General features: G+C 71.3%; 21 protein-coding genes. 12 read left to right on the top strand and 9 right to left on the bottom strand.

Going from position 1 to position 21725, the window contains the following annotated elements:
- The first annotated feature begins 37 nt into the window (after positions 1–37).
- Positions 38–502, top strand: coding sequence for a DUF3817 domain-containing protein (locus AC2DFQ_RS15725; RefSeq protein ID WP_484534530.1), 465 nt, complete (start codon positions 38–40; stop codon positions 500–502).
- A gap of 43 nt (positions 503–545) precedes the next feature.
- On the opposite strand, the gene AC2DFQ_RS15720 is transcribed toward AC2DFQ_RS15725, so the two are convergent.
- Entirely contained in the window at positions 546–704 is a 159-nt protein-coding gene (locus AC2DFQ_RS15720) for a hypothetical protein (protein WP_484534529.1), read from the bottom strand.
- A gap of 108 nt (positions 705–812) precedes the next feature.
- Here AC2DFQ_RS15720 and nhaA point away from each other — a divergent pair, with 108 nt between their 5' ends.
- The gene (nhaA, locus tag AC2DFQ_RS15715; protein ID WP_484508711.1) at positions 813–2663 is read left to right on the top strand and encodes a Na+/H+ antiporter NhaA; all 1851 of its coding nucleotides are present in this window, start codon (positions 813–815) and stop codon (positions 2661–2663) included.
- On the opposite strand, the gene AC2DFQ_RS15710 is transcribed toward nhaA, so the two are convergent.
- Positions 2617–3384 (bottom strand): EI24 domain-containing protein, encoded by a 768-nt coding sequence (locus AC2DFQ_RS15710; protein WP_484508712.1) that lies wholly within the window; start codon positions 3382–3384, stop codon positions 2617–2619. The genes nhaA and AC2DFQ_RS15710 overlap by 47 nt on opposite strands.
- Positions 3385–3456: 72 nt before the next feature.
- Between AC2DFQ_RS15710 and AC2DFQ_RS15705 the strand changes: the two genes are divergently transcribed.
- The 3 genes from AC2DFQ_RS15705 (at position 3457) to AC2DFQ_RS15695 (ending at position 7816) form a co-directional block, all read left to right on the top strand.
- Entirely contained in the window at positions 3457–4329 is an 873-nt protein-coding gene (locus AC2DFQ_RS15705; protein ID WP_484534528.1) for a hypothetical protein, read from the top strand.
- Between the two features lie 87 nt (positions 4330–4416).
- The gene (locus AC2DFQ_RS15700; protein WP_484534527.1) at positions 4417–6981 is read left to right on the top strand and encodes an ATP-dependent Clp protease ATP-binding subunit; all 2565 of its coding nucleotides are present in this window, start codon (positions 4417–4419) and stop codon (positions 6979–6981) included.
- Between the two features lie 76 nt (positions 6982–7057).
- Entirely contained in the window at positions 7058–7816 is a 759-nt protein-coding gene (locus AC2DFQ_RS15695; RefSeq protein ID WP_484534526.1) for an LLM class flavin-dependent oxidoreductase, read from the top strand.
- A gap of 15 nt (positions 7817–7831) precedes the next feature.
- On the opposite strand, the gene AC2DFQ_RS15690 is transcribed toward AC2DFQ_RS15695, so the two are convergent.
- On the bottom strand, positions 7832–9118 hold the full coding sequence (locus tag AC2DFQ_RS15690; protein ID WP_484534525.1) for an endonuclease/exonuclease/phosphatase family protein: 1287 nt from the start codon (positions 9116–9118) through the stop codon (positions 7832–7834).
- A 134-nt stretch (positions 9119–9252) separates the two neighbouring features.
- Here AC2DFQ_RS15690 and AC2DFQ_RS15685 point away from each other — a divergent pair, with 134 nt between their 5' ends.
- The 4 genes from AC2DFQ_RS15685 (at position 9253) to AC2DFQ_RS15670 (ending at position 12594) form a co-directional block, all read left to right on the top strand.
- Complete coding sequence (locus tag AC2DFQ_RS15685; RefSeq protein WP_484534568.1) at positions 9253–9645, top strand: DoxX family protein; 393 nt, start codon at positions 9253–9255, stop codon at positions 9643–9645.
- A 69-nt stretch (positions 9646–9714) separates the two neighbouring features.
- Positions 9715–11238, top strand: coding sequence for an ATP-dependent DNA ligase (locus AC2DFQ_RS15680; protein WP_484534524.1), 1524 nt, complete (start codon positions 9715–9717; stop codon positions 11236–11238).
- 31 nt (positions 11239–11269) lie between these two features.
- Positions 11270–11905, top strand: a complete 636-nt coding sequence (locus AC2DFQ_RS15675) for a hypothetical protein (protein ID WP_484534523.1) — start codon at positions 11270–11272, stop codon at positions 11903–11905.
- Positions 11902–12594, top strand: a complete 693-nt coding sequence (locus AC2DFQ_RS15670) for an NAD-dependent deacylase (protein WP_484534522.1) — start codon at positions 11902–11904, stop codon at positions 12592–12594. Before AC2DFQ_RS15675 ends, AC2DFQ_RS15670 begins: the two co-directional genes overlap by 4 nt.
- An 18-nt stretch (positions 12595–12612) precedes the next feature.
- Here AC2DFQ_RS15670 and AC2DFQ_RS15665 read toward each other — a convergent pair whose 3' ends face one another.
- The 5 genes from AC2DFQ_RS15665 to AC2DFQ_RS15645 form a co-directional block, all read right to left on the bottom strand.
- On the bottom strand, positions 12613–13881 hold the full coding sequence (locus AC2DFQ_RS15665; RefSeq protein ID WP_484508721.1) for a sugar ABC transporter permease: 1269 nt from the start codon (positions 13879–13881) through the stop codon (positions 12613–12615).
- The gene (locus AC2DFQ_RS15660) at positions 13878–14669 is read right to left on the bottom strand and encodes an ATP-binding cassette domain-containing protein (RefSeq protein WP_484508722.1); all 792 of its coding nucleotides are present in this window, start codon (positions 14667–14669) and stop codon (positions 13878–13880) included. The genes AC2DFQ_RS15665 and AC2DFQ_RS15660 overlap by 4 nt, the downstream gene beginning before the upstream one ends.
- A gap of 73 nt (positions 14670–14742) precedes the next feature.
- Positions 14743–15681: a substrate-binding domain-containing protein gene (locus tag AC2DFQ_RS15655; protein ID WP_484534521.1), complete on the bottom strand. Its 939-nt coding sequence runs from the start codon at positions 15679–15681 to the stop codon at positions 14743–14745.
- 282 nt (positions 15682–15963) lie between these two features.
- A complete protein-coding gene (locus tag AC2DFQ_RS15650) occupies positions 15964–16827 on the bottom strand; it encodes an NYN domain-containing protein (protein WP_484508724.1) in 864 nt (287 codons plus the stop codon).
- A gap of 20 nt (positions 16828–16847) precedes the next feature.
- Positions 16848–17831: a Gfo/Idh/MocA family protein gene (locus AC2DFQ_RS15645; RefSeq protein ID WP_484534520.1), complete on the bottom strand. Its 984-nt coding sequence runs from the start codon at positions 17829–17831 to the stop codon at positions 16848–16850.
- 34 nt (positions 17832–17865) lie between these two features.
- Here AC2DFQ_RS15645 and AC2DFQ_RS15640 point away from each other — a divergent pair, with 34 nt between their 5' ends.
- Positions 17866–19191: a M20/M25/M40 family metallo-hydrolase gene (locus tag AC2DFQ_RS15640; protein ID WP_484534519.1), complete on the top strand. Its 1326-nt coding sequence runs from the start codon at positions 17866–17868 to the stop codon at positions 19189–19191.
- Here the strand turns inward: AC2DFQ_RS15640 and AC2DFQ_RS15635 are convergent.
- Complete coding sequence (locus AC2DFQ_RS15635; protein WP_484534518.1) at positions 19175–19732, bottom strand: hypothetical protein; 558 nt, start codon at positions 19730–19732, stop codon at positions 19175–19177. The two genes, AC2DFQ_RS15640 and AC2DFQ_RS15635, sit on opposite strands and share 17 nt — an antisense overlap.
- Before the next feature lie 84 nt (positions 19733–19816).
- Here AC2DFQ_RS15635 and AC2DFQ_RS15630 point away from each other — a divergent pair, with 84 nt between their 5' ends.
- Both AC2DFQ_RS15630 and AC2DFQ_RS15625 read left to right on the top strand, forming a co-directional pair.
- On the top strand, positions 19817–20863 hold the full coding sequence (locus AC2DFQ_RS15630; protein ID WP_484508728.1) for a LacI family DNA-binding transcriptional regulator: 1047 nt from the start codon (positions 19817–19819) through the stop codon (positions 20861–20863).
- Between the two features lie 117 nt (positions 20864–20980).
- Positions 20981–21715, top strand: a complete 735-nt coding sequence (locus tag AC2DFQ_RS15625; RefSeq protein WP_484534517.1) for an L-ribulose-5-phosphate 4-epimerase — start codon at positions 20981–20983, stop codon at positions 21713–21715.
- Positions 21716–21725: the final 10 nt, after the last annotated feature.

Here is a 21725-nt window from a genome sequence, read left to right as displayed (position 1 = left end):
CGTAGGCTGAAGCATCCCCGACCCGACGAGGAGACCCGTGTTCCGTACGCCCCTGACGTTGTTCCGCACGCTGGCGATCGCGGAGGCGATCTCGTGGACGATCCTCATCGCGGCGCTGGTGGTCCGCGCGGCCTGGGACCTCCCCATCGCGGTGACGATCGGCGGCGCGATCCACGGGTTCGTCTTCCTCTCCTACGGCGCCACCGCGATCCTCGTGGCGCTGAACCAGCGCTGGCGGGCGGCACCGACGGTCGTCGCCGTCGTCAGCGCCGTCGTCCCGTACGCCACCGTCCCGGTCGAGATCTGGCTGCACCGTGCCGGCCTGCTGACAGGGGAGTGGCGTCGCGAGGAGACCGCGGATCCCCGCGACGGCAGGCCGCTGGATCGGATGCTGCGGTTCTTCCTCCGCCGGCCGTGGGCCCTCGCGCTCATCCTCGTCGTCGGGATCGTGGCGCTCTACGTCGCGCTGCTCGTCATCGGCCCGCCCGGCGGGCGCCACTGAGCGCGGCGCATCCGCGGCACGTCGGGCCCTGAGACCGGAAAGGTCAGGTGCGGCGGTTGCTGAGGTGAACCGGGAGCGCCAGTGCAGCCGACACGCACAGGATGCCGAGGATGAAGACCAGCGCCTGGATCGGGGCAAGCGAGAAGGAGATGCCCACGAGGAAGACTCCACCGAGGAACAGGACAAGCGCGATAACGTACATGGAACCTCCCGGTCACAGGTTACCGTGCCGAGCGGCCCACAATGTTCCATCGCCGCGGAGGGCTTGACCCTGACGCATCGCACAGCGGACGAAGACAGGACGAAAAACGTGACAACCGTCCAGCGACCACGGCCCAGTGATCAGGTTCACGGGCGACAGAAGAAGAGGGCTCTGCAGGGAGACCGCCTTTCGGCTGCGCTCATGCTCGCCGGCGTGGTGATCGCCATGGTGTGGGCCAACCTGCCAGGCGACTCCTACCACGACGTGTGGGAGCTCCCCCTCACCCTCGGCGCCGGAGACGCGTCGGTGACGTTCACGCTGCATGCCCTCGTGAACGAGGGCATCATGACCTTGTTCTTCTTCCTCGTGGGGCTCGAGGTCAAACGCGAGTTCACCATCGGTGAGCTGACCGATCGTTCACGCGCGATGGTGCCGATCGCGGGGGCCATCGCCGGCCTGATCATCCCGGCGCTGATCTTCGTCCTCATCAACCTCGGCAGCGGCCACATGAACGCGTGGGGAGTGGTGATCTCCACGGACACCGCATTCCTCGTCGGGGCACTTGCCATCATCGGTCCGAGGTTCTCCGCGCGACTGCGGACCTTCCTCCTCACCCTCGCCGTGGTGGATGACATCGGAGCGCTGCTCGCGATCGGGCTCTTCTACAACAACGGCCTGGACCTGTGGCCCTTCGTCATCTCCCTCGCGCTCATCGGCCTTCTCGCGCTGGTGCGTTTCCTTCCCGCCCCGATCCGGGGCTTCGCGTACGCGGTGCTCGGTGCGGCGTTGTGGGTCGAGATCTACATGGCCGGGATCCACCCCACTCTCGCCGGGGTGGCCGTGGCCCTGCTCATCCCGGTCTTCTCGCCGCGCCGCGGCGATGTGGAGCGCGCCGCCGAGGAGGCGCGGGCCTTCCGCGAATCGCCGAATCCCCGGTACGCCGCGGCGATCTCCCGGAGCCTTCGAGACTCGATCTCGATCAACGACCGAGCCCAGGACGCATGGCGTCCCTACATCAACTACGGCGTGCTGCCGATCTTCGCCCTCGCGAACGCCGGTGTGCACATCACGGGGGAGACCCTCCGGGATGCGGCGGCGTCACCACTGGCGTGGGGCATCGTCGCCGGCCTCGTCGTGGGAAAGTTCGTCGGCATACTCGGTGCCGCATGGCTCGCGTGCGTCGTCGGGAAGGGGCAACTCGCGCCAGGTTTGAGCTTCCACCGGATCGCCGGAGGCGCAGCGCTGTCGGGGATCGGCTTCACCATCTCGCTCTTCCTCGTTCCGATCGCCATCACCGACCCCGAGGCCCAGGACATCGCGCGCGTCGCCGTGCTCACCGCATCCGTCCTGGCGTTCCTTCTCGGCTGGGCCATCCTCGCCATCGGTGACCGGGTCGTTCCCCCGCAGGCGGTGGGGCTGAGGCTCGCCCGACCCGTCGACCCCACGCGCGACCACGTCTTCGGCGCCATGGACGCCCCGTATGAGATCGTCGAATACGGGGACTTCGAGTGCCCCTTCTGCAGTCGAGCGACCGGGTCCGTCGACGCGGTGCGCGAGCACTTCGGTGCCGACCTGCGCTGGGTGTGGCGCCACCTCCCGCTGGATCACGTGCACCCGCATGCACAAGAGGCCGCCCAGGCCGCCGAAGCCGCGGGGAACCAGGGCCAGTTCGGTCAGATGGTGAACAAGCTCTTCACGCACCAGGATCACCTGGAGCGCGACGATCTCTTCCGCTACGCCGAGATGCTCGGGCTCGATCCCGACGCCTTCGCGAACGACTTCACCTCGATGCGGGTGTTGCGCCACATCCAGGACGACCGCCTCGATGCCGAGATCATGGACCTCAACTCCACGCCGACGTTCTTCGTCAACGGGCGCCGACACGTCGGTCCATACGATTCTGCGACGCTGATCAGTGCGTTGCAGGCGGGAGCGCCTGCCGCGGCGAAGGACCGCTGAGTTCGAGCAGGTCCTGCGCGAGCAGGGTCGACCCGGCCACGGCGGCCGGCATGATGGCGATCGCCCCGAACGGGATCAGGAAGCACACCTGCGTGGCGACGCCGAAACCGAGCGCGCGCGGTCGCGAGCGGCGCATCAGGCGCCGCCGCTCCCTCCGGTCGAGGCCGCGCGCGGTCAGCGCCCGCGAGGTCAGCTCGTCCGCGAGCAGCCACCCGGTCAGGGTGACACCCAGGAGGGTGCCGGCGACACCGCCCGCCAGGGGGACGAGGCCGATGAGCCACGCGAGCAGAGCGACGCCGAGACCTCGGAGGAGGAGGCCGGCGGCGTCGCCCACGGCTCGCCAGAATCCGTACGCGGCATCGGGCACCGTGCCGGTCGTGGCGCGCTCGACGGCGCGCCAGATCCGGTCGTAGAACGGCTCACCCACCGCGAGGGTGAGGGCGGTGACGGTCACGGCGGCCAGGAAGAACGCGCCGCCGAGTGTCGCGAGCGACACCGCGATCCTGAGGGCGCCGGCCCAGAACTCCGGCCATCCGTCGGCGAACGGGGTGATCGCCGTGACGATGTCGGGCAGGGCGAATGCCAGTGCGACAAGCGCGGCGACGACGAGCACCACCACGACCACGGCGGGCACGAGGCCCAGGGCCATCGCGGCGGGGATGCGGCGCCACATGCCGAACCCGCGCGCCAACGTGCCGATTCCTCTGGCGAATTCCCGCATGAGGCCAGTCTTCCAGACGGTCGCGCGTCCGAGCCGGATGACAGGATGGACCTCGTCGGAGGAGGACGCGGGATGCAAGTGCGAACCACGTCGACCCATCGCACCTACCGGTACGTCCGCGTGTCCCTCGTTGCCCTGGTCGTGTTCCTCGGCGTCGGCGTGGGCGTGCAGGTGGTCCTGGGCGGCCCGCTGGAGTCGGTGAGCTCCGCCTACTACACGCCCGCCCGCAACGTGTTCGTCGGCGCCCTGTGCGCCGTGTCGCTCGCGCTGCTGGCCTTGTCGGGGCGCAGCCTCGAGCAGGCGCTCCTCGACCTCGCCGCCGTTCTCGCGCCGGTCATCGCGCTCGTTCCCACCCCGATCCACGCGGGGAGCGTGCCGGGCGTGGACCCCGGTTGCACGGAGGGCGCGTCGTGCGTGCCGCCGCCCGCCCTGGCCGACGTGACCACCGGGATGCTGACCCTGTCGATCGTCGGCGCTGTCGCAGTGGTCGGGGCGGTGGCTCTCGGACTGCTGCAGCGCACGCTGACGGCGGGCGTGGTGGCGACCATCGTCGCCGCCGGAATCCTCGTGCAGGCCGGCACCGCATGGTGGGCCCTCTCTCCGGCGACCTTCCTCGCGGGGGCGCACTCTGCCGCCACCCTGGGGTTCTTCGCCATCGTGGCGGCCGTAGCGGCGATCGCGGCGCTCCGTCCGGCGGGGGGCGACCGGAGGCGCCGTCTCCTGCGGATCGGGTATGCCGCCATCGCCGCCGCCATCGTCGCGGACCTGCTCTTCCTCGCCGCCGTGATCGTCCTCGGCGGGACCGGCCCTCTCGACGGCGACGTGCCCCTGGTCTTCGTCGGGGAGGCGGTCGCCCTCCTCCTGTTCGCTGTCTTCTGGCTGGTGCAGACGGTCGAACTGTGGCCGGAGACCGACCCGGCGATTTTGTCGCCGGCGTGGGAATAGCGGCCGCGCTCCCGCGTTGAACTTGATATCACCGCGCTCAAGTTACAAACTTGCCAGCGCACGACTCAAGTACTACAGGAGACGGGAATGCCCGAAGACTTCACCCCGAACGCCGGCGAAGGCGCGAGCTCGTTCGACGAGTTCCTCGCGCGATACCTCGCCGGTGAGCGCGCGCGTGCCGAACGGTCGATCGACCTCAGCCGGTTCCTCAGCGCCCGCACCCAAGATCTGCTGCAGCGCGCGGGACGGTTCGCGCTCGCGCGCGGTCAGCGCGAACTCGACGCGCTGCACCTCCTCCGCGTCCTCATCGACGATGCCCCCGCACGGGATGCGGTCACCCGTATCGGTGCCGACCCGCACGCCATCGCGCGAGCCACCGAGGAGCGCCTGCCCGCGGCATCCGCCCAGGCCGACGTCGACGGTGCGGTCGTGACCTCGTCCGTGCAGCGGGCGCTGTTCCACGCCTTCCAGGTCGCGCGGTCCGCCGGCTCCACGTACGTGGACCCGGAGCACCTGTTCTTCGCACTCGTTCTGGCTCAGGACGCTCCCGCCGGTCAGGTACTGGCGCAGGCCGGTGTGACCGCCGAGGCCCTCACCCAGGGCATGCGGGAGACCGTGACGGCCGGCGGTAGCGGCGAGGCGGATGCGACCGCCACCGGTCAGACGGAGACCCCGAACCTCGACAAGTTCGGTACCGACCTCACCGCGCGGGCAGCCGCCGGGGAGCTCGACCCCGTGATCGGTCGCGCCGACGAGATCGAGCAGACCATCGAGATCCTCAGCCGCCGCACGAAGAACAACCCCGTGCTCGTCGGCGAGGCGGGCGTCGGGAAGACCGCGATCGTCGAAGGCCTCGCCTCCGCGATCGTGGCCGGGGACGTGCCCGAGCAGTTGCTGGACAAGCGCGTCATCGCCCTCGACCTGCCGGCCATGCTGGCCGGCACCCGCTACCGCGGCGACTTCGAGGAGCGCCTCACCCAGACGATGGATGAGATCGCCGCCCGCAAGGGCGAGATCATCGTCTTCGTCGACGAGGTGCACACCGTCGTGGGCGCCGGTGGCGGCGGCGAGGGAGCGATGGACGCCGGCAACATCCTGAAGCCGCGCCTGGCGCGGGGCGACCTGCACCTGGTGGGGGCCACCACTCTCAAGGAGTACCGCACGATCGAGAAGGACCCGGCGCTCGAGCGTCGCTTCCAGCCCGTACGGGTGGGGGAGCCCTCGGTCGAGGACGCCGTCGAGATCCTGCGCGGCCTGCGGTCGGCGTACGAGGAGCACCACGGCGTCACCTACACCGACGACGCGCTCCGCGCCGCCGTGGAACTCAGCGACCGGTACCTGACCGAGCGAGTGCTCCCCGACAAGGCGATCGACCTCATCGACCAGGCCGGGGCGCGGCTGCGGCTGCGCCTGGGCTCGAAGGTCGACGTGTCGGCCCTCCTCGAGCGTCTGGCGACGTTGGAGGCGGACAAGAACGCCGCCGTCTCCGGTGAGCACTACGAAGAGGCATCCCGCATCCGCGACGAGATCGCGAAGGTGCAGGACAAGCTCGATGCGGCCACCACCCGCTCGACGGGCCCCGGGGCCGGTCCGGGCGAGGCCGTCGTCGGCGAGCCCGAGATCGCCGCGGTGATCAGCCGGGCCACCGGGATCCCCGCGAACCGGGTCACCGAGTCCGAACGCGAGCGCCTCGCCTCGCTCGAGGAGGAGCTCCACGGACGCGTGATCGGCCAGGACGACGCCGTCGCCGCGGTCGCCAAGGCCGTCCGGCGCAACCGGACGGGCATGGGCGACGCACGCCGCCCGGTCGGATCCTTCCTCTTCCTCGGACCCACCGGTGTCGGCAAGACGGAGCTGGCCAAGGCTCTGGCGGCGTCGCTGTTCGACGACGACTCCGCGATCATCCGGTTCGACATGAGCGAGTTCGGCGAGCGGCACACCGTCTCGCGCCTGGTCGGTGCCCCTCCGGGATACGTCGGATACGACGAGGCCGGGCAGCTGACCGAGCGCGTGCGGCGCAACCCCTACTCGATCGTCCTGTTCGACGAGATCGAGAAGGCCCACCCCGACGTGTTCAACCTGCTGCTGCAGGTTCTCGACGACGGGCGCCTCACCGACGGCCAGGGCCGCACGGTCGACTTCCGCAACACCGTGGTGGTCATGACCTCCAACCTCGGCAGCGAGTTCCTCGCGTCGCGGTCGGGAGCCATCGGCTTCATCGCGGACGGCGGCGGCGCGACCGGGTTCGGTTCGGAGAAGGACCTGCGCGACCGTGTCATGGGCAAGCTCCGCGAGGCGATGCGTCCGGAATTCCTCAACCGCATCGACGAGATCGTGCTGTTCCGCAAGCTCGACCAGCCGCAGCTGCGCCAGATCGTGCGTCTCATGCTCGGTGCCACGGAGGCTCGCCTCGCCAAGCGCGAGGTGACCATCGAGGTGTCCGAGGCGGCCGTGGACTGGCTCGGCGAGCACGGCTACGAGCCGGAGTACGGTGCCCGGCCGCTGCGGCGCCTGCTGCAGCGCGAACTGGATGACCGGATCGCCGATCTGTTCGTCACGGGTGCGCTCGTGGACGGGGGTTCGGTCACGGTGGATGCCGCCGGCGGCGAGCTCACCGTCCGATCGACTCCCGCGTTCGCCCAGGCCGCGTAACGGCTGCACGTTCAGCGACACGAAGCCCCCGGGGTACCCCCCCGGGGGCTTCGTCGCGTCGTGGCAGAGTAGGGGCATGACGGTATCGCTGGGGGTGGCCGCATCCGTCGGGCCGGAGCTCATCGGTCAGCTGGCACCGGCGGTGGAGGAAGCCGGGTTCGCCGCGCTGTGGGTCAATGACACGCCGGACGGCGACGCGCTGGCCGCCCTGGCGGCCGCTGCGCGGACGACCGAGCGCCTCACGCTGGCCACCGGGGTCGTGCCCGTGGACAGACGCCCGGCCCGCACCATCGCCGAAGAGGTGCTGGCGGCAGACCTTCCGCAGGATCGCCTCGTGCTGGGCATCGGGTCCGGCGCCGCCCGCGCGGGGGCTCTTCACCGCGTCACCGAGGCCATCGACATCCTCCGCGGCCGCGTCTCCTCGCCCATCGTGGTGGGCGCGCTCGGGCCCCGGATGCGGCGGCTCGGCGCCGAGCGCGGCGACGGGATCCTGCTCACCTGGGTGACGGCGGATGCCGGACGCCGCCAGGCGGCTGAGGCGCGCGCCCGCTCCGCCGACGCGCGGGTGACGATCTACGTCCGCACGGCCGTGGACCCGGCTGCGCGCGGGCGCCTCGAGGCCGAGGCGGCGCGATACGCGTCCTTCCCGAACTACGCCGCGCATTTCGCCCGGATGGGCGTCGATCCCGTCGCCACCGCCCTCCCCGACGAAGAGGCCCTTCGCGCGGGCCTGCCGGCCTACGAGCGCGCCGGCGACGTGGTGCTGCGCGCAGTGACCGCCGCCGACGACCTCGAGGCGTACCTCTCCTTCGTCGCGGCCACGCGGCCGGCGTGAGCGCCGGGGCGCGCGTCAGCGGCCGAAGCTGACGCGCGGCACGCGCAGGTCGACCCACACCAGGCGGTGGTCGCTGGCGGGGAACGGGAACGCGCCCGTCAACGCCGACAGCGGATCGTCCTGCACCGGCCAGAACACACCGGCATCCGCGATCGGCAGCGTGAACGACGGAAGGACGTAGTCCGCACGGAGGTTACCCGGAGCCGTGTCGGCGAAATCGGCCGTGTCCCGGGCGGCATCACCCGCGTGCGAGGCGTTCGCACCACCCTGGAGCACGGCAGCCTCGACGGCGCCGTCGGAGCGGGGCCGCGGATCGCGCACCCGCCAGTGCCCGAGGAGCTGATCGATGGCGGCATCCACCGAGTCGCCGTCCCGGGGGTCGGCGTTCTGGTCCCCGACCACGACGAACGAGGCGCCGCGCAGACCACCCCGGCCTCCCTCGTCGTCGCGGATGTACCCGCCGCGGCCGGGCGAGATGTAGTCGGCCCAGAACCGGATCTCGTCGTGGTTGCGTCGACCGTTGCGGTCTTCGGCGCCGTCGAAGGTCGGCGGAGTGGGGTGGGAGGCGAGCACGTGCACGGTGTGTGCGCCGACGCGGATCGGAACATCCCAGTGCGACTTGCTCGACAGTGGCAGGACGGCGAGTTCCTCCGGGGTGTACCAGTCGCCGGGCGCCGCCGTCGCCGGGTCGTCGGGCAGGAGCGCCCCCGGCATGTCGCGCCAGAGGAAGTGCTGGAAGGTGCGCACCTCGTCGGTGCGGATCGGGTGTGTGGACAGCACCACCATGCCGTACTGCCCCTCGTACGCTCCGAACCCCCACGCGTCGTCGCCTCCGCCGACGGTGCCGTCGTTGTTGAGGTCGAAGCCGCTGGCCACGCCGGTGTTGGAGGGCGCCACGAACGCGTAGGGATAGTCGACGGGCGCCGCCCCGTTCTGCGACACCTCGAGATAGTTGTCGCGGAAGAGGTCGACGGCGCCCTCGGCGTAGTCGAACTCGTTGAGGAGGATCACGTCGGCGTCGGCGAGCTGGATGATCTCGGCGATCGTCCGCGCCTGCGGATCGTCGCCGGTGGACAGGTCGCGCACGAGGTCGCCGGCCGCGGAGCGATTCAGTGACGCGTTGAAGGTCGCCACGCGCAACGGCTCCTTCTGCCCGAACCCGGCGGCCGAGGCCGACTCGGGCTCGGCGGCCCCGGCGGGGGTGGCGGGCTCGGCGGCGCCGGCGGGGGCGGCGATCGCGGCCAGGACGAGGGCCGTCGAGAGCGCTCCGGCCGCGAGGGCGGGTACACGGACTGTGGTCATGGATGCTCCTTCGCGGGGGGACGAAAGCACGCACCACGCTACGGCCGGCGCGCATCCGGCGGGGGAACACGCGGTGACAGGCCGGTGACGGGAGCGTCCGTGGAACACTGGCGGCATGTCCCCTTCCTCGCGCGCTGCGTTCCACCGCCCGGTGGGCGCTCGGCGCGCTCCTCGTCGCTGCCGGCGCCTCCCACCTCACGTGGGGCCGGCGCGGGTACCGGATCGTGGTGCCCGACTGGGCGCCGCGGGCGCTCGGCATGGACAAGGACGCCATCGTCGTGGCCTCGGGCGCGGCGGAGATGGCACTGGGCGCGGCCGTCGTCGGACTCCCGCGCGAGCGGACGCGCGTGGGCGTGGCCATCGCCGCGTTCTTCGTCGCAGTGTTCCCCGGCAACGTGCATCAGTGGCGCACCGGGCGCCCGGCTCCCGGCCTCCGCACCGATCGGGCACGCTTCATCCGGCTGTTCCTGCAGCCTGTGCTCGTCGTGTGGGCGCTGTGGGCGACCCGCCCCTCGGCCGGCGCCTGACCCGCCCCCCCCCCCCGCTCCGCCGCTTCGGGTGGACGCCATGTCGGAGCCCGGTGCGAGAATGCCGGGATGCTGCTCGCCGATGTCGTGGCAACCGCCTCGGTCGTGACCGCCACCCGGTCGCGGTCGACGAAGATCGAGGCGCTCGCCGAGCTGCTCGCGCGGCTGGAACGCCCGGAGATCCTGCCCGCCGTCGGGATCCTCACGGCGTCCCCGCGTCAGGGCCGGCTCGGCGTCGGCTGGCGCGGACTCGCCGGGCTCTCGGTGTCGCACGCGGACGCGCCGCTCCTGGAGATCCTCGACGTCGACGCCGCGTTCACCGAGATCGCAGAGACCTCGGGCACGGGATCCGCGGCGCGGCGGACGCACGCACTGGAGACGCTCGCGGGGCGGGCGACGGCCGACGAATGGGACTTCCTCGTCCGGGTGATGCTCGGCGAACTGCGCACCGGCGCCCTCGAGGGCGTGCTGCTGGACGCGATCGCGCGCGCCGCCGATCGGGACGCCGCCGACGTGCGGCGGGCCGCGATGCTCTCCGGCGACCTGGGCGAGACCGCCCGGATCGCGCTGACAGAGAGCGCGGAGGCGCTCACGGAGGTGGGACTCGTCGTCGGGCGGCCGGTGCTTCCCATGCTGGCCAGCACCGCCGCCACCGTCGGCGACGCGGTCGCGGCGACGGGCATGTCGTCCGTGGAGTACAAGCTCGACGGTGCGCGCGTCCAGGTGCATCGAAAGGGCGACGACGTGCGGGTGTTCACCCGCAGCCTCGCCGATGTCACCGCACGCGTGCCGGAGATCGTCGAGGTCGTGCGGGCGCTGCCGGCCACCGACCTGATCCTCGACGGCGAGACGCTGTCGCTCGACGAGTCCGGCGCGCCACGCGCGTTTCAGGACACCATGGCGCGCTTCGGCGCCGACGCCGCGCGGGAGGTCGCACTTCGCCCCTGGTTCTTCGATCTCCTGCACGTCGACGGCCGCGACCTGCTCGACGAGCCGCTGTCGGTCCGTCAGGGCGAGCTCGAGCGCGTCGCCGCGCCGTGGCGCGTGCCGGTGCTCGTCACCGACGACCCCGCGGCGGGCGAGGCGTTCGCCGGAGCGGCGCTGGATGCGGGGCATGAGGGCGTGATGGTGAAGGATCTGGCCGCGCCGTACGTCGCGGGCCGTCGCGGCACCGCCTGGATCAAGATCAAGCCCGTGCATACGTTCGATCTCGTCGTGCTCGCCGTCGAAGAGGGCTCGGGACGGCGTGCGGGGTGGCTGTCGAATCTCCACCTGGGCGCCTACGACCCCGACGGCGCCTACGGGGAGCCGGGCGGGTTCGTCATGGTCGGCAAGACGTTCAAGGGCCTGACCGACGAGCTGCTGCGGTGGCAGACCGCGCACTTCCCCACTATCCAGACGCGTCGCACCGCGCACACCGTGCACGTGGAGCCGGTCACTGTCGTGGAGATCGCGATCGACGGCGTGCAGCGATCCACGCGCTACCCCGGCGGAGTCGCGCTGCGCTTCGCCCGGGTCAAGGCCTATCGGCCCGACAAGCGCCCCGTGGAGGCCGATTCGATCGAGCGACTGCGGGGGATGCTGCGGGGCTGACGCATCCCGCGCGCTCTGTCAGGATGGCGGCATGACCCGCGCTCAGGGACCCGCGTTCGGGATCGAATACCGCAGCGTCGGACCCCCCGCGGCCGCCCGCACCGTCATGATCGTCCGCACCGGTGCGCTCGCCCTGGTCGATCCGGCCCCCGCCGTCACGGCGCAGCACGACATCCGGCTCCTCCTCATCGAGGTCGACGCGCCGGAGCTGGACGACCCGCCCACCTTCGGCGGGGAGACGACCGCGGAATCCACCGCCGCCGAGGTGCTCGCGCTCCTGCCCGAAGAGGTTCCCGGCGGTGTGGTGAGCCTGGTGGGAGAGCGCGCCGCGGCGATGTTCGCCGTGTCGCTGGCCGCCGCCCTCGGTACCCTCGTCCAGCGGCTGGCGCTCGTGGCCGTCCCCCTCCCCGACAGCCCTCTTGCGCAAGACCTCATGGCCGCAGCGCTCCAGCGCGTCACGGCCGACACCCTCGTCATCAACGCGGCACAGGATGCGGCGGCGCCGGCGGAGAGCGCACGGTGGTTCGCCGCGCAGCTGCCGTCCGCGCGCGCCGACGTCGTGTCCCGGGAAGGCCTGCACACCCTCGACGGGCGCTTGGCGCTGCCTCACGTGTGGGACCGGGTGCTCGACCACGTGGACGCACCCGGTCGGCAGGCCTCATCATGAGGATCGTCGTGCTGACGGGCGCCGGCATCTCGGCCGAGAGCGGCCTGGCCACCTTCCGCGACCCCGGCGGCCTGTGGGAGGGACACGACATCGCCGACGTCGCCACGCCCGAAGGCTTCGAGCGCGACCCCGACACGGTGCTCGCGTTCTACGACGCGCGTCGCCGCGCCGCAGCGTCCGCCCTCCCCAATGCCGCCCACCGCGCACTGGCCGAGCTCGAACGCGCGCTCGGTGACGACCTGCTGGTGGTGACCCAGAACGTCGACGACCTGCACGAGCGCGCGGGCACGACGCGGTTGATCCATATGCACGGCGAACTCTCCGTGGCCCTGTGCGCGCGCTGCGGCGCGCGCACGCCCTGGGCCGGCGACCTGCGCGGGCGGCCGGAGTGCCCGCACTGCGGTGCGCGGGCACTCCGGCCCGACGTCGTCTGGTTCGGCGAGATGCCCTACGAGCTCGACCGTATCGAGGACGCCGTGACCGGCTGCGATGTCTTCGTGTCGATCGGCACATCGGGGGAGGTCTACCCCGCCGCCGGGTACGCGGCGCTGGCGGGGGCCTACGGGGCCCGCACCGTGGAGCTGAATCTCGTGCCGAGCGCGCCGCCGGTGCCCTTCGACGAGGTGCGGACCGGCCCGGCGACGGTCGTCGTGCCGGAGTGGGTCGAGGAGACCCTCACCCGCCCCTGACCGCTGCCGGGCAGCCGGTCACCCTCGCAGGAACGATCCGCCGGCGCGCAGGCGCGACACGGCGTCCACCGTCGCGGCGAGGATGAGGACGCCGCCGGTGACGAGGAGGTTGATGCCGGCGGGAAGGTTCAGCAGCCCCAGCCCATTGGTGATCACGGCGATCACCAGTGCGCCGATCGCGGCGTGGATGAGGCGTCCGCGGCCCCCGAAGAGGCTCACGCCGCCGACGACGGCCGCCGCGACACCGCTGAGGACGATGTCGCGTCCGACCGTCGCATCCACCGAGCCGACCCGCGCGACGCTGAACAGGGCCGAGACCACCGCGAGCGTGGAGCAGATCACGAACGCCCACCACTTCACCCAGCGCACCTTGACACCCGACCGACGCGCCGCTTCGGCGTTTCCTCCGATGGCGTAGATGTAGCGGCCGAACCTCGTCCGATCGAGCAGGAACGTGCCCAGCCACAGGATCGTCAGCGTCACCGGGACGATGATCGGCACGCCCTGTACGGCGACGACCGATTGCCCGCGGTCCTGGTTGAGGATCGCCACGAAGACGCCGCCGAGGACGACGATGACGGCCAGCTTGATCCACACCAGCGAGATCGCTCGATTGGGGACGCCCGCCTTGGTGCGGCGAGCCCGGTCCCAGAAGGACATGCCGCCGGAGACGGCCAGCATCACCGCCAGCATCACCCAGCCGCCCCACACCGGGAGGTTGCCGTTCTGCAGCGCGAGCAGTTCGGGAACCTGCAACCGGTACAGGCCGCCGTCACCGATGATCAGCAACGCCAGGCCCTGGTACCCGAGGAACAGGCCCAAGGTCACCACGAAGGACGGGATCCCCACGCGCGCGACGAAGAACCCGATCAGAGCCCCGGTGGCCAGGCCCACGCCGAATCCGATCAGGAGGGCGAGAACCCAGTTGACCTGGAACTGACTGTTCAGCACCACGAACAGGGCCATCGCCACGCCGCCGGTGACTCCGGCCGACAGATCGATCTCGCCCAGCAGCAGCACGAAGACCAGAGCCATGCCCAGCATGACCAGGGTGGCCGCCTGGTTCAGCAGGTTCGCGAAGTTCCGCTCGGTGAGGAAGAACGGGCTCAGCGTCGAGAACAACACGCCGAGAACGACCAGTCCGCCGATGGCAGGGAGAGCTCCCATGTCGCCGGAGCGGACCCGTTGCCACCATGCGGCGACCTGGTCGCGGAGGCCCCCTTCGACGCCGCTGCCGATGAGGTCGCCGGCCAGCGGGTCCGGCGACGCGTTCGTGACGGTGGTCATGCCGGGTCTCCTGGAGTGGTGATCGTGTCGGTGGTGAGCAGCGGCGCACCGGTGAGCGTCTTGGTGCCGGTGATGTAGCCCACGACGTCGTCGCGGGTGGTGTCCTTCGCCTTCACCTGTGCCACCAGCTGACCCAGGTACAGCACGGCGATGTCGTCGGCCACCGCGAAGACGTCGGCGAGGTTGTGGCTGATCAGGATGACCGCGACCCCCTGCTGCGAGAGGCGCTGGACGAGGTGCAGCACCTGCTCGGTCTGGGCCACCCCGAGCGCGGCGGTGGGTTCGTCGAGGATCACCACGCGGGCCTTCTTCAGGACCGCCCGCGCGATCGCCACCGTCTGGCGCTGGCCGCCGGAGAGCGACGCCACCTTCTGGCGCACGGACTTCACGGTGCGCACCGACAGGGATCGCAGCGTGTCCGAGGCCTCGCGCTCCATCCGTCCCTCGTCGAGGGTGCCGGTGGACAGCTCCTCCCGTCCGAGGAACATGTTCTGCACGATGTCGAGGTTGTCGCACAGGGCGAGGTCCTGGTAGACCACCTCGATGCCGAGGCCTGCGGCATCGCGCGGCGTGTGCAGGTCGCGGTGCACTCCGTCGATCAGGACCTCGCCCTCGTCGTAGGGCTGCACACCGGCCAGGCCCTTGATGAGGGTGGACTTGCCGGCGCCGTTGTCGCCCACCAGGGCGGTCACCGTCCCGGCGTGCACCTTCAGGTCGATGCCCTTGAGAACGCTGACCGGGCCGAACGACTTCTTCACGCCCGACAGTTCGATGATCGGTTGTGCCATTCCCGCTTCCTTGTCTTCCGTCACACAGAGAGGGGGCGCCGCGCCCGGAGACGCGGCGCCCCGAAGGGGAGTGTTACTGCACCCCGAACTCGGCGCACGCGGCGGCGACGTCGCCCGCGCAGATCTCTTCGGCGTCCGCGTCGCCGGCCTCGACGACGGTGACGACCTCTTCGGGACCCACCAGCTGCGGGGCCACGGCGATGTACGGCGTGCCGTCGTCGAGCTCCTGGTCGGCCTCGGGCGTCTCGCCGCTGAGGAGAGCCACGGCCACGTCGACGGCGGCGTCGGCCTCTTCCTTGACGGGCTTGTACACCGTGGCGGTCTGCCAGCCGAGCAGGATGTTCTGCAGCCCCGCCACGTTGGCGTCCTGGCCGGAGACGGCCACGCCGGTGAGGTTGTTGTCCTGCAGCACCTTGATGACCCCGGCGGCGTTGGTGTCGTTGGCCACCCACACGCCGTCCACCGCGCCGCCGAGCGAGGTCAGCGCCTGCTCGAAGTTGGTCTGCGATTCGCCCTGGTCCCATACCCCCGGGGGCTCCGCGGCCGCGGTGATGCCCGCTGCCTCCATCACCTCGGCGGCACCCTCCTTGAACATGGCTGCGTTGCCGTCGGTGGGGTCACCGCCCATGTAGACCACGACGGCCGTGGCCGGGTCCTTCCCGGCGGCCTGGAGTCCGTCGAGAACCGTCTGGCCCTCGAGGCGTCCGACCTCGACGTTGTCGAAGGAGACGTAGTAGTCGGCGCCCTCGAACGGGCGGTCGTAGGCGATGACCGGGATACCCTCGGCGGTGGCCTTGGCGGCGACGGCCTCGGCTGCGCCCTGGTAGTCCACGAGGAGCATCACGCCGCAGCCCTGGGTGAGCTGCTGGTCGGCGATGGTCGAGTACTTGTTGGTGTCGCCCTGGGCGTTCTGGATGTCGACGTCGAAGCCCGCTTCCTCGAGGCCCTCCTGCAGGTACTTGCGGTCGAAGTTCTCCCAGCGGGGTGACGAGGCGGCGTCCGGGAGGATCACGCAGGCCCGGTCGGCCGCTTCCCCTCCGCCTCCGTCCGAGGACCCGCCCCCCGACCCGGCACATCCCGCGAGCAGTAGCGCCGCAGCGCCTGAGAGCGCTACCACGGCAGACAACGAGCTTCGCTTCATTTCTCACCCTCCATTGGTGTGAGGTGTTTTCCGAAACGCCTACGCCCCGTGGACGCGGCCCTGAAAGGATGCACCTCACCGGCCGCTCAGCGCATCGGTTCGGAGGTCACGTTTCGGTAAACACTGCGCAACTTTCGCTGCGCGGGAGGGAGGTCAGCCCTTCGCGGGAGCGAGCCGTACGAGCACGACGTTGCCGGATTCGTCGGTCTCGGCGACCTCGCCGTACGCCTTGACGAAGTCGGAGAAGCTCCGCTGCCCGTAGGCCTTCTCGCTGAACGCGGGGTCGAGTCGCTTGATCAGGCTCTTCACCGTCGAGGCGTGCTGCCACTCGTTCTCGTCGCGATCGCCGCCGAGCCGGAGGGCCCGCTCGAGGAGGTCGGCGCCGGGGTCGCTCGTGCGCTTGCGGGCGCGCGAGCGGGACGGCGACGGGTCTTTCTTCTCGGGCGTGGGGACGGCGATGCCCGGCAGCGAGTCGTACGCGTCGAACTGGTCGCAGGCCGCGGCGAGCGACTTGGCCGTGGACCCCGCCACGCCCACCCCCACGACGTAGCGGCCGAGGCGCCGGCAGCGCTGGGCGAGGGGGACGTAGTCGGAGTCGCCGCCCACGATGACGACGTGGGTGAGGTCGGGGAGGCGGAACATGTCCTCGACAGCATCCACGGCCAGCCGGATGTCGGCGCCGTTCTTGGCGTACGCGGCGGCGGGGAACAGCTGCACGAGATCGACGGCGCGCGCGACCAGCTGCGTGCGGTACTCGGCGTTGACCGGCGATGACCAGTCGGCGTACGCGCGGGTGAGGACGAGGGTTCCGAACGACGCGGCGTAGTCGATGATCGCGCCGACGTCGATGGTCGCCTGGGTGAGGCGCTCGACGATGTCGGGCTCGGTCGGCTTCTCGGCGATCTTGGTGCGATCGCGCGCATACGCGTTGCGCCCGTGCACCCGGTCGTACCACGACATCACGATGTTGTCGAAGTCGAGGTAGACGGCGACGCGGGCGTTCTGGGTGTCGGGCATGAGGACCAGTCTGACGCGTCTCAGCGCTCTCCGGGGTACCGCAGACCGATCTGAGCGCGCACGGCGTCGAGGGTGCGCATGATCTCGACCGACTGCGCGAGGGGCTGGATGTCGCCGCTCAGGCGGCCGGAGGAGACGAGCTCCTCCGCGTGGAGGGCCTGGAACTGCATGCCCCGGCCCTCGATGCGGGTCTCGAACTGCTCGAGCACCGTGCCATCGGGGGCGGTCACCCGGAAGGACGTGGGGGAGTACCAGACCCGGTCGATGTCGATGCGGGCCTCGGTGCCGATGACCACCGCGGTGTTCGACCCGACCGCCCGCGACGAGGACAGGGTCGTGGAGATCCCGCCGCCGGCGTGCGTGAAGACGGTCGCGACCTCCGTGTCGGCCCCCGTCTCGGCGAAGCGTGCACGCGCGGTCACGGAGGTGGGCGCACCGAGCATGTCCCACACGAACGAGACGGGGTAGATCCCCAGATCCAGCAGCGCACCGCCGCCGAGGGCGAGATCGTTGAGCCGGTGGGCCGGGTCGGCCGTGATCCTCTGGGTGTGGTCGGCCGTCACGGCGCGCACCTCGCCGATCGTGCCGGCGCGGACGATCTCGCGGATGCGCACCATGTGCGGCAGATAGCGGGTCCACATCGCCTCCAGCGCCACCAGGCCCCGCTGCTCGGCGACCTCCCGAATCCGCTCGGCCTCGGCGCCGTTGAGGGTGAAGGGCTTCTCGACGAGCACGTGCTTGCCGTGCTGGAGCGCGAGGAGAGCAGTGTCGGCATGTGCGGGATGCGGCGTCGCGATGTACACGATGTCGACATCGGGGTCGGAAACGAGCGACTCGTACGAGCCATGCGCGCGCGGGATGGCGAACTCCCGCGCGAACGCCTCGGCCGAGGCCGCGGTCCGCGACCCCACGGCAGAGACGGTGAGGCCCGCGAGACGCAGATCGGCGGTGAACGCGCGGGCGATGCCACCGGTGGCGAGGATTCCCCAGCGAAGTCGACTCATCAGGAGAGCGTATCGGCCGCCGTAGGCTCGTCGCGTGTGCCCGACCGACCGCCTCCGCGCGCTGTTGCGCATCCCGACGATCTCGCGCGCCGACGCCTCACGGACGGACGTCGTGCCCTTCGAGCAGTTCCGGGCCGCGGTGCAGCGGCTGTACCCCCTCGTCCACGAGCGGCTCGAGCGCGAGATCCTCGGCGGGGGCGCGCTGCTGTACCGCTGGCGCGGTGCGAGTGACGCCGAACCGCTCGTGCTGATGGCGCACCAGGACGTCGTCCCGGTCGTCGCCGAGGAGTGGCAGCATCCGCCGTTCGGGGCGGAGATCGTGGGGGAGGGCGCGGACGCCGAGATCCACGGCCGCGGAGCGATCGACGACAAGGGCGCCCTCGTGGCCATTCTCGAAGCCGTCGAGGGGCTCCTCGGCGAGGGGGTGTCGCCGCCCCGTGACGTGTACCTCGCCTTCGGCCATGACGAGGAGACCCACGGCACGGGTGCGCAGGCGATCGTGGCGCGGCTGCGCGATCGGGGCGTGCGGCCGGGTCTGGTGCTGGATGAGGGCGGAGCGGTGGTGGAGGACGTCCTCCCGGGTCTCGCGGCGCCGGCGGCGATGATCGGCGTGGCCGAGCGCGGCATCGCGACCTTCGTCCTCACGGCGCGGGAAGCGGGGGGACACGCCTCCACCCCGCCGCGCATGCCGGCCACGGCCCGCCTGGCCCGGGCGATCGACCGCATCCGCCGGCGCCCGTTCCCGCCCCGGCTCGCGCCTCCCGTCCGGGCCATGCTCGCCACCGCGGCCCCCCACGTGCCCCAGCCGCTGCGGTCGGTGTTCGCGTCCTCCGGTGCGCTCGCGCCGGTGCTCACGCGGGTGCTCTCCGCGCTCGGCCCCGAGACCAACGCGCTGGTGCGGACGACGGCGGTGGTGACCGAGCTCGCCGGCGCGCACGGACGCAACGTCCTGGCGACGACAGCCCGCGCGTGGGTGAACGTGCGCCTGCTCACCGGCGACAGCCTCGCCGATGCCGCCGCGCACCTCCGCCGCGCGATCGCGGATCCGCTCGTGGAGATCGAGCTGGAGGAGGGCTCGGAACCCTCGCCGGTCTCGCCGTGGCGGGGCGAGTCGTGGCGCCGGCTCTCGCGCACGGTGGGCTCCACCCTGGGCGCAGACGTGGTGACGCTGCCCTACGTGCAACTCGGCGCCAGCGACAGCCGCTGGTTCACCGGCCTCAGCGACACGGTCTACCGCTTCACGCCGTTCCGGCTCTCCCGCCCCGAGCGGGATGCGCTGCACGCGCACGACGAGCGCATCCGCGCCGAGGTCTGGCTCCGCGGAATCGGCTTCTACCGCGAGCTCATCCTCGCGGGGTGACCGGCGGGCGCGGCGGATCGTCGGAGACCCCCAGGAGGAACGCGGCGATATCGCTGGCGCGGCCTTCCAGCACCGGCCCGTGCCCGAAGGCCCACTCCGCGTCGATCGCCCGCACGGTGTGCCCCCGCACCACGGCCCGCCGGTCGGCGGGCGCGGAGCCGGCGGCATACAGCGCCGCCGCGCCGGCCAGCAGTGGATCCAGTCCCGCGTCACGGTCCAGATCCCGCGCGAGAACGAGCAGCGCGCGCACAGCCGCGGCCAGCCCGCGGATGCTGCGGCGTCGATCGTGGCGCACGCGGGCCGCGATCGCGCGCAACCGCTCGGCGGGGTCGGCCGCCGAGACCAGCGCCGCCTCGTCCGTCAAACCCGCGAGGTCGAGGAAAGACTCTGCCGCCCCGGAGGCGGAACCCCCGGATGCTGCGATCAGGACAGCCGCGCGGTCGACCACGTCGGCGACAGCTGCCCGGCGGTCGCTGGACACGGCCGCCTCGTCGGCAGGCTCCTGCTGGCTCAGCGGCAGGAACCGAGCGAATCCGGACACGGGCACAGTGTAAGCATGTGACGCTCGTGTGACAGAATCCGACTGGCGATCCGCGGTCGTGTGACAGTCACATGCACTGGCAGGATGCCACGGACCAGTGCCGGAGGCGCGATGAGCGAGGACGCGAACGGGCGTCGCCCGAGCATCCGCGACGTCGCGCGTTTGGCGGACGTGTCGCACCAGACGGTCTCCCGCGTGCTGAACAACCACCCCAGCATCCGCCCGGAGACTCGCGCGCGCGTACTCGACGTCATGGCGCAGCTGCAGTACCGGCCCAACCGCGCCGCGCGTGCCCTCGTGACCTCCCGTTCGCAGACGATCGGGATCCTGGCCGCCTCGAGCACGCAGTACGGGCCGGCCTCGAGCATCGCGGCGATCGAAGCCGCCGCCCGCGCGCGCGGATACTGGGTCAGCACCGCGAACATCGAGCCGCGCGACCCCGACTCGATCTCCCAGGGCCTCGCGCACCTCATGGCCCAGTCGGTCGAGGGTCTCGTGGTCATCGCCCCGCAGGTGCGGGTGATCCGGGCGATCGCCGCCCAGAACCTGGCGCTGCCCTACGTCACGCTGCAGTCGACCGAGGTCGATGCCGGCCACACCCTGTCGGTGGACCAGATCGCCGGCGCACGCCTGGCCACACGGCACCTCATCGAGCTGGGTCATCGCGGGATCTATCACCTCGCCGGTCCGCAGGACTGGGTCGAGGCGGAGGCGCGCATGCGGGGCTTCCTCGAGGAGATGTCGGCGCAGGACATCCCCACCACGGCCCCGATCCTCGGCGACTGGACGGCCGACTTCGGGTACCACGCCGGGCGGGAGCTGCTCAGTGTGCGCGACTTCACGGCGATCTTCTCCTCCAATGACCAGATGGCCCTCGGGCTGCTGCACGCCATTCGGGAGGAGGGTCTCGAGGTGCCGGGCGACATCAGCATCGTCGGGTTCGATGACATCCCCGAGGCCGCGCACTTCTCCCCGCCGCTGACGACCGTGCGCCAGGACTTTCCCGAACTCGGCCGCCGTTGCGTCGACCTGCTTCTGGGCGAGGCAGACCCCTCGGCTGACCCGGTGAGCGGGGCGATCCTGCCGGAACTGGTCGTGCGGGAATCGACGGGCCCGGCCGTCGGGTGGTAGCAGCCGTTACCGGAACGAGACCGCGGGGAGTTGACACGGCGGTCACCGAGGTGGCTATAGTGTCCCGATGTGAACGGTCACATGACGGTTCGAAAGCAGACGAAGGAGTCCAGCGGGATGAGCCGGAGCACGGAGTCCGACCGCCACGACCCGTACGTGGTCGGAGCCCGGACCGAGGTGGCCATCGCCCGTACCCGCGCCGAGGTGGCGGCACTGCACGCTGAACTGGTGCGCTCCGGCCTCGTGGTGTGGACGGGTGGGAATGTCTCGGCGCGCGTACCGGGCGCCGACCTGTTCGTCATCAAGCCGTCCGGCGTCTCCTACGACGAACTGGCGCCGGAGAACATGATCCTCTGCGACCTGGACGGCGCCGTGATCCCGGGGACGCCGGGTAGCGATCGCTCGCCCTCCAGCGACACCGCGGCGCACGCGTACGTCTACCGGAATATGCCAGAGGTCGGCGGCGTTGTGCACACGCATTCGACCTTCGCCACGGCGTGGGCGGCCCGGGGTGAGGAGATCCCATGCGTTATCACCGCGATGGCGGACGAGTTCGGTGGTCCGATCCCGGTCGGCCCGTTCGCGATCATCGGCGACGACTCCATCGGACGGGGCATCGTGGAGACGCTCCGCGATCACCGTTCGCGCGCGGTGCTCATGCAGAACCACGGGCCCTTCACGATCGGCTCGAGCGCGCGGGATGCGGTCAAAGCCGCCGTGATGCTCGAGGACGTCGCGCGCACCATCCACTACGCCCGGCAGGCGGGGGAGCTCATCCCCCTCCCGCAGGAGGCGATCGATCAGCTGTTCGACCGCTATCAGAACGTCTACGGCCAGCAGACGCACAACTGAACACCGCGAC

The sequence above is a fragment of the Microbacterium sp. Z11_20 genome, from assembly GCF_057197605.1.
This window is presented reverse-complemented; position numbering and strand designations above follow the sequence as displayed.